This window comes from Arthrobacter humicola (assembly GCF_022803015.1).
Classification (GTDB): Bacteria; Actinomycetota; Actinomycetes; order Actinomycetales; family Micrococcaceae; genus Arthrobacter; species Arthrobacter humicola_A.
Genome location: NZ_JAFKON010000001.1, coordinates 989,625 through 1,001,720, shown reverse-complemented (window position 1 = coordinate 1,001,720; position 12,096 = coordinate 989,625). Strand labels below are relative to the sequence as shown.

Sequence of the window (12,096 nt, the reverse complement as noted above, 5' to 3'; positions counted from 1 at the left end):
GGCGCCGCCACGGGCCGGAGGGAACACCCCGCCGCGGTAGCCAGCAGCGATCCGCGTAGGTGAGCGGCCCAGCTGGGCCGGCGCAAGCAGAGGGGATCAGGCCGCGGACACGTCGACCAGGACCTTCCCGACGAAGCCTTGTTCTACGGCGTCGTGCGCTGCCGCGGTTTCCTCGAGTCGAAAGCGGGTGAGGGGCAGTCCGTGTTCATCGCCGACCCGCAATGCCCCCGCTTTCAGGGCCTCGGCGACGGCGGCAACGGCCGCCGCCTTCTGCTGCTCCGTCACGGTGTACGTGAGGATGAACTGGAATCGGACGTTCTTGCCCATGCTCTCGCGAATGGGAATGGCCAAGGATTCGCCGGGGTTGGCAGCATAAATGGAAATGGTTCCCCCCGGCTTCACCACCTTGAGGTCATTGCCGATGTTCGCCGGAGCATTGACGTCGACGATCGTATCAACGCCGCCAGGGGCTGCCTCATGCACGGCCCGCGGGACGTCGGCAGTGCGGTAGTTGATCACACTGTGCGCGCCGGCCCGGCGGGCAAGTTCACCTTTCCGCTCCCCGCTCACGGTCGCGATGACGGTTGCCCCGGCCCAGCGGGCGAGCTGAATGGCCGCGTGGCCCACCGCACCCGCGCCACCGGTGACCAGCACCACCCGCCCTCCCAGGGCGCCCGGCGAAAGCCTGGCCGGCCCGTCCTGGCTGGCGGTCAGTGCACGATGTGCCGTCAGTGCCGGGATCCCCAGGGATGCGCCCGTGTCGAAGGATTCCATGTCTGGAAGGGCAACCGCCTGCGCGGCCGGCACCGTCACGTACTCCTGGGCTGTGCCCTCGGTGCCGCCCCAGGCGACGTCCCAGAGCCAAACACGATCGCCGACGGACAGCCCCGGCACGCCGGATCCAAGCTCGTCGATAACGCCGGCACCATCTTGGTTGGGCACTTTTGGTGCCCCCAGCCTGCTTCCGCTCCCGCCGCCGGCCCTGGACTTCCAGTCGGTGGGATTGACGCCGGAGACCACCACCCGGACTCTGACCTGGCCCGGTCCGGGTGCCGGCAGTGGCCTGTCCTGAAGGGTCATCACGGACGAGGGTCCTGTCTTTTCGTACACGATGGCCTTCACTGTTACTCCGCTTCTTCGGCTTTCATAGGGGGACGGGATGGGTGCGCCGTAAGAACCCGGGGTCCTCCTGTCGCCATGATGGCTCGGATACCTCTGACGTCTATTGCGGCGCTTGATCCCACGCTAACGCAAAAGGGGAAATGGACTGATCAGGTCAAATGGTCGAAGTCGCCGCGCGCCCAAGCAGCGTGCCGTTGTGCGGAATCGTGCAGAATGGCCTTGGCGCCGGACGCGATTACATTGTTGAAGTTGCCATAGATTCGGTCGAACTTGAGCTCTCCCAGTTGTGCGGCGATTCGCACCGCCACCGCGCCGGATAACGGCACGTGGTTCGGGTAGCTGCGCATGAAGGCGATGGAGCGACGGTCTGGATTCGGATACACGCTGTCACCGGTCAGCAGAACTCCTTTGCCGCCGGCTCCTGCAGCCCAGTGCACCACCGCGCTGCCCGGGAAATGGCCCCCGGTCTGGTGCAGGGTCAACCCTTCTGCGATGGTTTGACTGCCGGACCAGTATTCGATGATCGGATCATTGCGCCCCAGCCATAGCCGGTCTGCGTCGGCCACGAGTACGGGGACGCCGCCGAGCCGATGCGACCATTCGACCTGCACGCCGAACATGTGCGGATGGCTGGCAGCGATCGCCAGGACCGGGCCCCGCTCGAGCACTGCCTTCACAGCTCTGTCGTCGACATATCCGACCGGATCCCACAACAGCGAACCCTCGTGTGTCGCCACAAGCTGGGCGGTCTGGCCGATCCCGACTCTTGGCTCCGTCCGGATCCCGACAAGGCCCGGCTCGTTCTCCTTCAACACCGTTTGCTGGCCCTCCTGCGCCAGCCCGTCCAGTGTGAGCCACTTTTGTCCGTCATCGGGCACATACTGCCGCTCATCGGCGCAGATCGGGCAAACCCCCGGGGCAGGTTCGTCGTGTTCCACGGCGCAAGTTGCGCAGATCAGCATGGTGGGTCCCTTCTAAGGCCTTGTGTCCTGCTCCTCTTGCCCACCGTAAGCGTGCCCGACGTCGTCGGGAAGCCTATGCCGCTATCAACCGCCCGCGATGGCAGCCGCAAAATGAATCCCGCAATCCGGGTGTGCGTCGAATTGGGTGTCAGCAGCGTCGAGGCGTATTCAACGCACCGACGGGGACAACAGGGCGGCTATGACGTTCACCGCATACCAGCCCAATGCCCCAAGTGCTCCCAGAACGGCAACGGAAACCACCCAAAATAGGGCAGAGAGTTTCCTTCTCGGTTTCTCATCCATAACAACCACCCCGCAATCAATTGGGATACTCTCGGACCGAATCTTGCCTGAACCCCCTTGCGGAAAGCTTGGAATCGGGACGAGGCCTCTGGCCCGCAGTTGGCCCGGGGCAGAAGTCACGCCAACCCTTGCAGCCACCACGAGGCACGCTTAGGATGGCGGGGCCGGGACGGCCTGGACGGCGATGGACGTATCCTGCCGTTGACGGACAGTGAGCCCTTTGGAGGTCCGACGTGAGTGAGCGGGATGACTTCATGGCCTGGGTTGGGTCGCGTCTCAAGGACGCCGAGACCGCCCTGCATAACGGCGACGCCGGGCCGCGGTTCGCCATCTGGTCCCGAAGGGAGCCCGTTACCGTGCTCGGCGCGTGGACGTCCGGCAGCGGTCCCGAGGACGTGGGGCGCATCTTCCATCAGCTGGAAGCATCCTTCTCGTATTGCACGTCATACACGCACGAGGTGATTGCTGCCGACGTGATCGGGGACATGGCCTACACCGTTGGGTACGAGCATACGAGCACCTCGGTAAACGGAGAGCCGAGGGACTACACACTGCGCGTGACCCAGGTCTACCGGCGCGAGGGTGGCGAATGGAAGGTCGCCCATCGCCACGCAGACACCCTGGCGCAGCCGGACAAGCCTCAGGACGCCTGAGCCCCGTCCTTGGTGTCAGGAGCCGGTGTCAGGACGGTGTTCAGGAGCCGGCGGTCAGGATCCAGGGCGCCCCGGCCACTCTTTGCCCGCCCAGGGGTCGTAGTCGGCGATGAGCTCCTCCTGCGGCGGACGCTCATTTTCCGGGACGTGCTGCAGGTTCACCCGGACCCGGTACCAGAGCGAACTCGATCCCCGCATTCCGTCGACGAGTACGTCGGCGGGATGCAGGGCTGACAAGAGGTCCGCATGCCGGGTCTTCCATTCCTCGAGCGCCGCGAGCGCCTCGGGCTTGGTCTTGGTCCGTGCCACCTCGATGAGCGGCATTACCGATTGCCGGCGGCCCAGGCCGTCGCTGCCGCGCGGCGGCTTTTCGGCGGGGCCGAGCCCGGCAGCCAGACTGATGAGCCTGTCGAGCGTCCCTACCGCGTCGTCGATCCCGGCGTGGGGGTCGCCCATCGCCGCGAAGCGCTCAAGCACAGTGGGCACCGTGAATTGTTCCGGCCGGGTGGAGGTAACCTCGTCCCAATTGAGCGGAGTCGAGACCCGGGCATCGGGCAGGGGCCGGATCGAGTACGCCGATGCCACGGTGCGGTCCTTGGCGTTCTGGTTGAAGTCGACGAACACACTCTCGCCGCGCTCCTCCTTCCACCACCGCGCGGTGGCGAGGCCCGGAGCGCGGTTCTCGACCTCGCGGGCGAGGGTCTCGGCGGCGAGCCGCACGTCGCGGTACGACCACTGAGGCGCGATGCGCACGAGGATGTGGAGTCCCCGCGAACCGCTCGTCTTCGGCCACCCCACCAGTCCGACGTCGTCGAGCACCTCCCGCGCGACATAGGCGACATCGACGATCTGCGCCCAGTCGACCCCCGGCATCGGGTCGAGGTCGACCCGGAGCTCGTCCGGGTGCTCGAGGTCCTCTGCACGCACGGGGTGAGGGTTGAGGTCCAGGCATCCAAGATTCACGACCCACGCCAAGCCCGCAGCATCCCGGATGACGGCCTCTTCGGCAGATGTTCCGGACGCGTAGTGCAGCGTTGCCGTGTCGATAAAGTCGGGGTGGTTTTCAGGCACGCGCTTCTGAAAGAACGGCTCAGCGCCGATCCCCTTCGGGAAGCGCTTGAGCACCATGGGCCGGCCGCCTGCGCCGCGCAGTGCACCGTCGGCGACGGTGAGGTAGTAGCGGACCAGGTCGAGCTTGGTCAGTCCGGGTTCGGGGAACACCACCTTGTCCGGACTCGAGATGCGAACCTCGTTGCCGGCAATGTTGAGGATCTCGGCGGGGGTCTTCGACGAGTTCATTCCGCCACGCTAGTTCCGGACGGCTGCGCTTGGGAATAGCATTCCGGCATGGACGCCAAGTTATTCGCCCTCGCTGCGGGCGGAACCTCAGTGATCGAGCCCGAAGACACCCAATGGGGCGCCCGGCGCTGCCGGGTGCTCGATCCCCAGGGACAGGAATGGAGCGCCGGCACCTACCAGCCCGGAATCGCCTCGTGATACGTCCTTGCTTGCCCACCCGGGCAGGCGCTCTAAGTGCCCTCCTCGCTGCCGGCGTCGAAGGGCTTGCCCGCGGCCGGCGGCTCGCCCGCCGCGAGTCGGTCCGACTCCCGGGCCCCAACCGCGGACTGGGCGCCACCGGATCCGGCTTCGGCGGGTGAGGGTCCCGGCGGTACAGATCCGGATGTCTCTGCGGAGTCCGTCACGGTCCGCTGCCCCTCGGTCATGGCGGGGTCGTTGAACACCTGCTCCACAGGCGCCTCGCCTGTCTTGGCCCGTTCCGGATGCGAGTGATCCCCCTGCGCCTTGGTACCCGCCTCCGCGATGTCGACCGCTTCGCGCACATCTGCACCGCTGCGGGAGTCATCGCTCTGGGCCGCGGCACCCGACGAGGCGTTCCGGGCCTGCGGTTCAGCGTCGTGGCCACCGTGCGCCTCGGTCATCGGCTTTTCGCCAGGCGTACCTGTTCCGGCCTTGCGCAGCGGATCTACAGTACCGTCCGCACCGTAGTCACCTTCGGTGTACTGGCCGATTTCCGACCCGGCCGTGCGTCCCGGAACCGTACCAGCGCCGCCGTAGTCGGCTGCCACGTAGCGCCCGGATTCCTTGGCTCGGTCTCCCAAGGGTTCGGGCAGGCCGCCCTCCCTGCCGCCCGCACCGTAGTCACCTTGGACGTATTGGCCCTCCTCGTCCTCGGCGTGCCGGCCTCTCTGCACGCCAGCCTTACCGTACGCTCCTTCGACGTACCGGCCCCGGAGCTCCTTGTCTTCTGGTTTCTCGTCCGCGGGCGCCTGATCCGCGGGCAATTCGGAGTCGCTGCGGTCTGTCATGATACTGCCCTCCAGAGACGAATCCATGCGTCTAATCCGGCGCAATTCAAGTCTAGTCAGGGCCACTGCACCACGACAGAGGGTAGCGGCCGCCGGCCCGCCTTGGGTGGCCGGGGGTGTCAGGTGTGGGCGGCGGGAGCGGTGGTGCTTCGAACGACGAGGCGCGGGGCCAGCACTTCGGTACGTGGCGGGAGGGAGGGGTCGGCGATGCGGGCAAGGAGAAACTCCGCAGCGCGGATGCCTACGTCCCGGCTGACGGGGTCGACGGTGGTCAGGGAGACGTGGCGGATCCCGGCGAGATAGGTGTTGTCGTATCCGACCAGTGAGAGTTGTGCCGGCACGCTGATGCCGTGCTCGTCCGCGGCCGAGAGCGCACCGACGGCGAGGACGTCGTTGGCGGCAAAGACCGCTGAGGGGGGCAGGCCGCCGTCGATAAGGCGGCTCATTGCCTCAAAGCCGGAATGTTCGCTCAAGTCTGTTGGTATCACTCGGATGTAGTTCTGCAAGCCGTGGCGGGTCATGGTGTCCCGGTAAGCGTCGGCCCGCACGGTAGCGGACCCGGTGGGAGCGGTGAGGAAGGCAATGTCGCTGTGGCCGAGACCAATCAGGTGTTCGACGGCCATCCGGGCGCCGGCGGCGTCGTCGTTGCTGACGCGGTCCGCTGCCGGGAGGTCGAAGGCGCGGGTGCCGGCGACGACGGCTGGCGTGAGCAGTGTGGCGCGGGTGAGGTCTTCATCGGCGGAGAAGTCTCCGGCGATGACGAGGCCGTCGACGCGCAATTCCAAGAAGGCGGACACCGGGCTTTCCCCTGGGCGGGCCAGATAGCGGGGATCGCCGAGGACCATCCGAAGGTTCTGCTCCCGGAAGATGTTCTGCATGCCGTCGAGCAGCTCCACGAACCAGGGATTGGAGAGGTCGTCCAGCAGCACTCCTACTGTTTGCGTCCGTCCGCTGGCGAGCGAGCGGGCCGCATTGCTGGGCCGGTAGTCGAGTGCGGCTATGGCGGTGGCAACAGCTTCTCTTCTTTGTTCACTCACCTTGGGTGAACCCCTCAGCACCAGGGAAACGAGTGCGCGAGAAACGCCGGCCTCGCGCGCCACATCCTCAATGGTGGCGCGTTTGGCCGCTCCATGCTGGTTCATTTCGCTCCTGGACTAATGGCCTCCTGCCGGCAAGCGTATCGCGGGAAACACAGCGGTTCCGGCCGCCGCCCCATGGGCAACCGCACCGGTTCCACTGCGTGACGCCGGCCGCATGTCTGTCCCGTGGGGGAGGCCCGGCGGCAATGGCTGCGGACGATCGATTCTCAGAGAGATACCGCCTTCTCGCCCGGTACCGTGGGAGGCACGATGATTGGAATGCCTCCGGTGCGGAAGTGCACCTCCAGCTCTTCCAGGGATTGCCCCTTCGTCTCCGGCACGAATTTCGCCACGAAGATCAGGGAAACAATGTTCACCAGCACGAACACGGTGAACGTGCCGGTTGAGCCCAGGGCGACGACCAGGATCGGGAACAGGAAGGAGATCGCCGCGTTCACGGTCCAGAGTGCGAACACCGCAATGCCCATCGCGAAGCCGCGGATGGCCAGCGGGAAGATCTCGGAGAGCAGTAGCCACACGCACGTGCCGATGAAGCACTGCACGAAGGCCACGAACAGCATCATCGCCGCCAGAATGGTGTAACTGACGAGGTCCGACTGGGGGAGCGTGAAGACGACGGCGAGGAGTGCCTGCGAAGCCACGACCCCGGAGAAGCCGATGACCAGCATGCGGCGGCGCCCGACGAAGCCCAGGAGCCAGATGCCCAGGACGGTCATCAGCACCGACGTCACACCGACGGCGATGGTTGCCACGAGCGATGCGCTCACCCCGAGGCCGCTGCGCTCGAGGATGGTGGGGGCGTAGTAGTTCACGGTATTGATGCCCGTTGCCTGCTGGGCTGCGGCGAGCCCAATGCCGACCCAGAGGAGCCGGCGCATCCAGGGATTGTTCTTCAGATCGCGCCAGGCGCTGGAGCGCTCGTTCCGGGCGGTATTCGCGGACTCAACGATTTCTTTGTACTCGAAATCGGCTTCCTCAGGGCTGCGGCTGAGGTTGAGGATGCGGCGGCTGTCGTCGAGCCTGTCGCGGATAGCGAACCAGCGCGGCGATTCGGGCAGGGCGAGCATGCCGATCAGGAGTGCGATGGCGGGGATGGAGGCAATACCAAGCATGATGCGCCAGACCTCGGAGTCGTGGATGACGGCGTCGAGGAGTGCGTTGATGGCAAAAGCGAGCATCTGGCCGGTCACGATCATCAGTTCGTTGATGGTGACCATGCGTCCGCGCAGGTGTGCAGGCGCCATTTCTGCAAGGTAGAGGGGGCACGTCACGGCGGCGGCGCCGACGCCAAGACCGAGGATGACGCGGGCCGCCACCATGAACCCGACGGTCGGCGCGATGGCGCAGCCTATCGCTCCGAGGAGGAAGAGCAGCGCACAGACGAGCAGCGTGCCGCGCCGCCCGAGCTTATCGGCGAGCCTGCCGCCGCTCAGCGCGCCCACCGCGGCACCAGGGAAGAGCAGTGCGCTGACGACGGTGGCCTCTTCTACGGGGCTCATGTTCAGGGAGTCCTGCATGTAGAGCAGCGCACCGGAGATGACACCGGTGTCGTAGCCGAACAGGAGTCCGCCGAGTGTGGAGATGACAGTGAGACGGGCGAGATATCCGCGATGTTTCGAGCCCGAGGCGGGCGAGCTTGCTGTGTGCAACGACATTGTTGACTTCCTCGATTCGGCCGACCTGAAGGGCGGACTTTGAATTCGGAGCGTTCTCCGGGAGTGCGCTGGATCACGTGCCTTCTACGTTAGAGCGCTCTAACGCCACAGTCAAGAGTTTGTCTTGACATGCGCTCAAAGGGTCGACGGGTGTCCTGGAGGCGGCCGGTTGGGGCAAGTCCGTGCGGGCGCGGCAGCAGGGAGGATGCCGGAAGCCTGGTGCGTGTGGCGCCGGGGTGGAGCGGGTATTTCTTCAGGCTTTTACCGATGAAGCGATTTGTTACTATGTCAGGACAAATCCAGGAAAGGGCGATGAGTCTTATGCGAATCGATGTCAACACAATGGAAGCCGGCACATGACCGGGAACTCCTCACTCCCGGTGTCCCGGGTCCCGGATTCCCGAACCGCACCACCACTCCGCTGGGGGATCATGGGTCCCGGCTGGATTGCGGAGCGCTTTACGGAATCCGTCCAGGCGCACACCTCGCAGATTATCGCCGCAATCGGGTCCCGCTCGCTGGACCGTTCCGAAGCCTTTGCTGGACGGCACGGCATCACCGCTGCCTTCGGCAGCTATGAGGAGCTGGCCGCCGCCGACGTCGACATCGTCTACGTGGCCACGCCGCACAACTTCCACTACGAGGCCGCCCTCATGGCGCTCGACGCCGGCAAGCACGTTCTGGTCGAAAAGCCGATAGGCATCAACCGCGCGCAGGCGGCCGGCATCGCCAGCCGGGCCGCCGACGCCGGCCGGTTCGCCGCCGAAGCCATGTGGACATTTTTCCTGCCCAAGTTCGACGTCATCCGACAAGTGCTCGACTCCGGAATGCTCGGGGACCTTACTACGGTCTTCGCCGAATACGGTGAGCACTTTGACCCCAGCCACCGGATCTTTGACCCGGCTCTGGCGGGCGGCCCGTTGCTGGACCTGGGGACCTATCCGCTCTCGCTCATCACGTCCGTCCTGGGCGAACCGGACCGCCTCCTGGCACTCGGTGAACCGCACGAATCCGGAGTCAATGCCCAGCTGTCGGCCGTCATGTCCTTTGCCGGCGGACGCCAGGCCATGATGAACACCCAATTGCACAACTTCACGCCGACGTCCGCCACCATTGTGGGCACCGAGGCTTCACTGTCAATTGACGGGCCCTTTAACATGCCAGGCAACTTCAGCGTCCACTTCCCGGACGGTACCCGGCTGGCCTACGAGGAGCCGGCCGGAGCGCACTTCGAGGGCCTGCACTTCGAGGCTGCCGCCGTCGCCAGCGCCATTGCGGCGGGGCGGCTGGAGGTTCCGCAGCGGCCGCTCGCCGAATCCATCCGGACCATGGCCGTCGCCGACGCCGTCAGGAACCAGCTCGGCATCGTTTTCCCCGGCGAAGCCATTGGAAGCCGCTGATCCAGGCCCTCCTTATCAGTGCTCGGAGGCCTTCGCGGCCTTGATGGCGGCCTTGGCAGCCTGCTTGCTGGCGCGCACTCTTTTCAGCGAATCGGGGTCCACGATGTCGGCGACGGAAAGAAATGCGCTCTCCTGGCCATAGGGGCCGGCGGCCTCACGCCAGCCTGGCGCCTGCAGGCCGCACTGCTTGCCGAGCAGTGCAAGGAAGATCTTGGCCTTTTGCTCCCCGAAGCCGGGCAAGCCTTTCAACCTGCGCAGCACTTCCTCACCGTCCGGGCCGTCCTGGTTCCAGATGGCAGTTGCGTCCCCATTCCAATCGCCTTGGACGGTCGCGGCGAGGTCCTGGACGCGGCCGGCCATGGAGCTGGGGAAGCGGTGGATGGATGGACGCTCCTTGAAGATCTCAACGAAGCCGGCCGGGTCGTATTCGGCGATTGCGGCAGGGGCCATGGACCCGATGCGTGTCCGGATCTTTTCGGGTCCGGCAAACGCAGACTCCATGGTCACCTGCTGGTCAAGCAGCATGCCAACGAGGAGTGCGAACGCGTCATTGCTGAGCAGTTGGTCGGCGGCGGGGTCGCCCGTGATGTGCAGTTCCATGCGCCCATCCTGCCACCAGCTCCGCGCCACGTCATGGCACCGGCCCGAATCTGCTCCGCCGCGACCAGCGGCATTGCTGACGCTGTGGCCGGTATCCTTGAAAGATGAGTGGCACAGCGCATTCAACCGTCACATTTGATGGCCGCTTCGCCCGGGAGTTCCAGGAGATGGCCATTCCCTGGCGCGCGGAGGAGGCGCCCGAGCCGCACCTTTTGGTGCTCAACGAGCACCTCGGCACTGAGCTGGGCCTCGATCCGGCCTTCCTCCGGAGTCCGGAGGGTCTGCGCCTGTTGACCGGCAACGCCGTCCCTGCCGATGCCAGTCCGGTGGCGCAGGCCTACGCCGGCCACCAGTTTGGCTGGTACGCCCCCCGCCTCGGCGACGGGCGCGCGCTCCTGCTGGGCGAGATCGGGCACGCGGACGGGCAGCTCCGCGACGTCCACCTCAAGGGATCAGGACGCACGCCGTTTGCCCGCAACGGGGACGGCCAGGCGGTGGTCGGTCCCATGCTGCGCGAATACATCGTGAGCGAGTCGATGCACGCGCTGCACATCCCCACGACCCGTTCCCTCGCCGTCGTCGCGACGGGACGTTCGGTGCAGCGCGAAACGCTCCTGCCGGGCGCCATTCTGACCCGGGTAGCCAGCAGCCACCTGCGCGTGGGCAGCTTCCAGTACGCCCGGTCCACGGGCGACATCGGCCTCCTTCGCCGCCTCGCCGACTACGCCCTGACCCGTCACCACCCCGCCGCCGCGGAGGCCGGGAACCGCTATCTAGCACTCTTCCAAGCGGTCATATCCGCCCAGGCTTCGCTGGTGGCCCAGTGGATGCTCGTCGGATTCGTTCACGGGGTCATGAACACCGACAACATGACGATTTCGGGCGAAACGATCGACTACGGGCCGTGTGCCTTCATGGAAGGCTTCGACCCGGCCGCCGTCTATAGTTCGATCGACGAGAGCGGGCGCTACGCCTACCGCAACCAGCCGGTGGTGGCGGAGTGGAATCTTGCCCGGCTCGCGGAGTCGCTTCTGCCCCTGCTCCACGATGACGAGGAGCAGGCGGTGGAGCTCGCGGTGGGAGCCCTCGGCGAGTTCCGCCGGCAGTACAGTGACGCCTGGTCGGCAGGCATGAAGGCCAAGCTGGGGTTCCGTGACGGGCTCGACGACGACGTGGCCTCGGCTCTCGTGGATGAAGTTGTGGCCTTAATGCAGGAGTCACGGGCCGACTACACCTCGTTTTTCCGGCACCTCGGCAAAGCCGCCCGCGGCCGTGCCGAAGCCGCGCGGGCCCAGGTCCTGGACACCGCAGCCTTCGATGCCTGGGTAGGGCGCTGGCGTGCCTTGGCGCCGGATGCTGACGCCATGGACCGGGTCAACCCGGTCTACATCCCGCGGAACCACCTGGTGGAGGAGGCCCTGGCGGCCGCTACCGGCGGAAACCTGGATCCGCTGGCACGGCTGCTGGACGCAGTCGCCGCACCTTTCGACGAGCGGTCCGGCCTCGAGCGCTACGCCGCTGCCGCCCCGGAAAGCTTTGGCCCGTACCGAACCTTCTGCGGAACCTGAGGGGAGCTGATCATGGATACCGAATTCGCCGAGGTCATCGATCATGACGTCACCACCATCACCTGCGTTTGCGGCAATACCGTCAGCAGCGAGGGATTGATTCAGGCCAACTCGGAGGGAATGCCCGTACACATTGGCGGAAACGTTCCCGTGCCCGCGGGGCTGGCTACCTGGCCTGAGGACGAGGATCTCTACACCCTGTGCTCCTCTTGCGGCCGCGTTTACCATGACGCCGTCATCGAGGAGACTGGGACCGCGCCCGTTGCTTTCCGGATTGATGTCACCGCTGGGCCGGTTGCCGAGGCGATCCGTGTCCACTGGGACCTCAACACGTAGCCACCTTCGGGGAAACTTCCGTTTCCCGGTCTTTCCCGGACCGGGTACCGTGCCGGGCAAGCCGCCGACC

General features: G+C 66.0%; 12 protein-coding genes. 5 read left to right on the top strand and 7 right to left on the bottom strand.

The features are described 5' to 3' along the window. Nucleotides 1-96: 96 nt before the first annotated feature. Nucleotides 97-1,122 (bottom strand): NADPH:quinone reductase, encoded by a 1,026-nt coding sequence (locus ARTB_RS04650; RefSeq protein WP_243177919.1) that lies wholly within the window; start codon nt 1,120-1,122, stop codon nt 97-99. A gap of 149 nt (nt 1,123-1,271) precedes the next feature. After that, nucleotides 1,272-2,084: an MBL fold metallo-hydrolase gene (locus ARTB_RS04645; RefSeq protein WP_243177918.1), complete on the bottom strand. Its 813-nt coding sequence runs from the start codon at nt 2,082-2,084 to the stop codon at nt 1,272-1,274. 536 nt (nt 2,085-2,620) lie between these two features. Here ARTB_RS04645 and ARTB_RS04640 point away from each other — a divergent pair. Then, nucleotides 2,621-3,040, top strand: a complete 420-nt coding sequence (locus tag ARTB_RS04640) for a nuclear transport factor 2 family protein (protein ID WP_243177917.1) — start codon at nt 2,621-2,623, stop codon at nt 3,038-3,040. Between the two features lie 54 nt (nt 3,041-3,094). Here ARTB_RS04640 and ligD read toward each other — a convergent pair whose 3' ends face one another. Further along, a complete protein-coding gene (ligD, locus tag ARTB_RS04635; protein WP_243177916.1) occupies nt 3,095-4,339 on the bottom strand; it encodes a non-homologous end-joining DNA ligase in 1,245 nt (414 codons plus the stop codon). A 48-nt stretch (nt 4,340-4,387) separates the two neighbouring features. Here ligD and ARTB_RS04630 point away from each other — a divergent pair, with 48 nt between their 5' ends. After that, nucleotides 4,388-4,537, top strand: a complete 150-nt coding sequence (locus ARTB_RS04630; RefSeq protein ID WP_243177915.1) for a hypothetical protein — start codon at nt 4,388-4,390, stop codon at nt 4,535-4,537. A 32-nt stretch (nt 4,538-4,569) separates the two neighbouring features. Here the strand turns inward: ARTB_RS04630 and ARTB_RS04625 are convergent, their stop codons facing one another. The 3 genes from ARTB_RS04625 to ARTB_RS04615 form a co-directional block, all read right to left on the bottom strand. Next, the gene (locus ARTB_RS04625) at nt 4,570-5,367 is read right to left on the bottom strand and encodes a hypothetical protein (RefSeq protein WP_243177914.1); all 798 of its coding nucleotides are present in this window, start codon (nt 5,365-5,367) and stop codon (nt 4,570-4,572) included. Nucleotides 5,368-5,486: 119 nt separating this feature from the next. Beyond that, nucleotides 5,487-6,509, bottom strand: a complete 1,023-nt coding sequence (locus ARTB_RS04620; protein WP_243177913.1) for a LacI family DNA-binding transcriptional regulator — start codon at nt 6,507-6,509, stop codon at nt 5,487-5,489. A gap of 164 nt (nt 6,510-6,673) precedes the next feature. Then, entirely contained in the window at nt 6,674-8,122 is a 1,449-nt protein-coding gene (locus ARTB_RS04615; RefSeq protein WP_243177912.1) for a sugar porter family MFS transporter, read from the bottom strand. Nucleotides 8,123-8,478: 356 nt separating this feature from the next. Here ARTB_RS04615 and ARTB_RS04610 point away from each other — a divergent pair, with 356 nt between their 5' ends. Next, nucleotides 8,479-9,522: a Gfo/Idh/MocA family protein gene (locus ARTB_RS04610; RefSeq protein WP_243177911.1), complete on the top strand. Its 1,044-nt coding sequence runs from the start codon at nt 8,479-8,481 to the stop codon at nt 9,520-9,522. Between the two features lie 15 nt (nt 9,523-9,537). Here ARTB_RS04610 and ARTB_RS04605 read toward each other — a convergent pair whose 3' ends face one another. Beyond that, nucleotides 9,538-10,122: an HhH-GPD-type base excision DNA repair protein gene (locus ARTB_RS04605; protein ID WP_028276625.1), complete on the bottom strand. Its 585-nt coding sequence runs from the start codon at nt 10,120-10,122 to the stop codon at nt 9,538-9,540. Between the two features lie 104 nt (nt 10,123-10,226). Between ARTB_RS04605 and ARTB_RS04600 the strand changes: the two genes are divergently transcribed. Continuing rightward, the gene (locus ARTB_RS04600; RefSeq protein WP_028276624.1) at nt 10,227-11,690 is read left to right on the top strand and encodes a protein adenylyltransferase SelO; all 1,464 of its coding nucleotides are present in this window, start codon (nt 10,227-10,229) and stop codon (nt 11,688-11,690) included. A gap of 12 nt (nt 11,691-11,702) precedes the next feature. After that, nucleotides 11,703-12,026, top strand: a complete 324-nt coding sequence (locus ARTB_RS04595; protein ID WP_028276623.1) for a hypothetical protein — start codon at nt 11,703-11,705, stop codon at nt 12,024-12,026. Nucleotides 12,027-12,096 lie beyond the last annotated feature (70 nt).

Bases quoted from the DNA above. Each gene is read 5' to 3' on its own strand.
- ARTB_RS04645 (WP_243177918.1), bottom strand. From the start codon at position 2,084: ATGCTGATCTGCGCAACTTGCGCCGTGGAACACGACGAACCTGCCCCG.
- ligD (WP_243177916.1), bottom strand. From the start codon at position 4,339: ATGAACTCGTCGAAGACCCCCGCCGAGATCCTCAACATTGCCGGCAAC.
- ARTB_RS04630 (WP_243177915.1), top strand. From the start codon at position 4,388: ATGGACGCCAAGTTATTCGCCCTCGCTGCGGGCGGAACCTCAGTGATC.
- ARTB_RS04625 (WP_243177914.1), bottom strand. From the start codon at position 5,367: ATGACAGACCGCAGCGACTCCGAATTGCCCGCGGATCAGGCGCCCGCG.
- ARTB_RS04620 (WP_243177913.1), bottom strand. From the start codon at position 6,509: ATGAACCAGCATGGAGCGGCCAAACGCGCCACCATTGAGGATGTGGCG.
- ARTB_RS04615 (WP_243177912.1), bottom strand. From the start codon at position 8,122: ATGTCGTTGCACACAGCAAGCTCGCCCGCCTCGGGCTCGAAACATCGC.
- ARTB_RS04610 (WP_243177911.1), top strand. From the start codon at position 8,479: ATGACCGGGAACTCCTCACTCCCGGTGTCCCGGGTCCCGGATTCCCGA.
- ARTB_RS04605 (WP_028276625.1), bottom strand. From the start codon at position 10,122: ATGGAACTGCACATCACGGGCGACCCCGCCGCCGACCAACTGCTCAGC.
- ARTB_RS04600 (WP_028276624.1), top strand. From the start codon at position 10,227: ATGAGTGGCACAGCGCATTCAACCGTCACATTTGATGGCCGCTTCGCC.
- ARTB_RS04595 (WP_028276623.1), top strand. From the start codon at position 11,703: ATGGATACCGAATTCGCCGAGGTCATCGATCATGACGTCACCACCATC.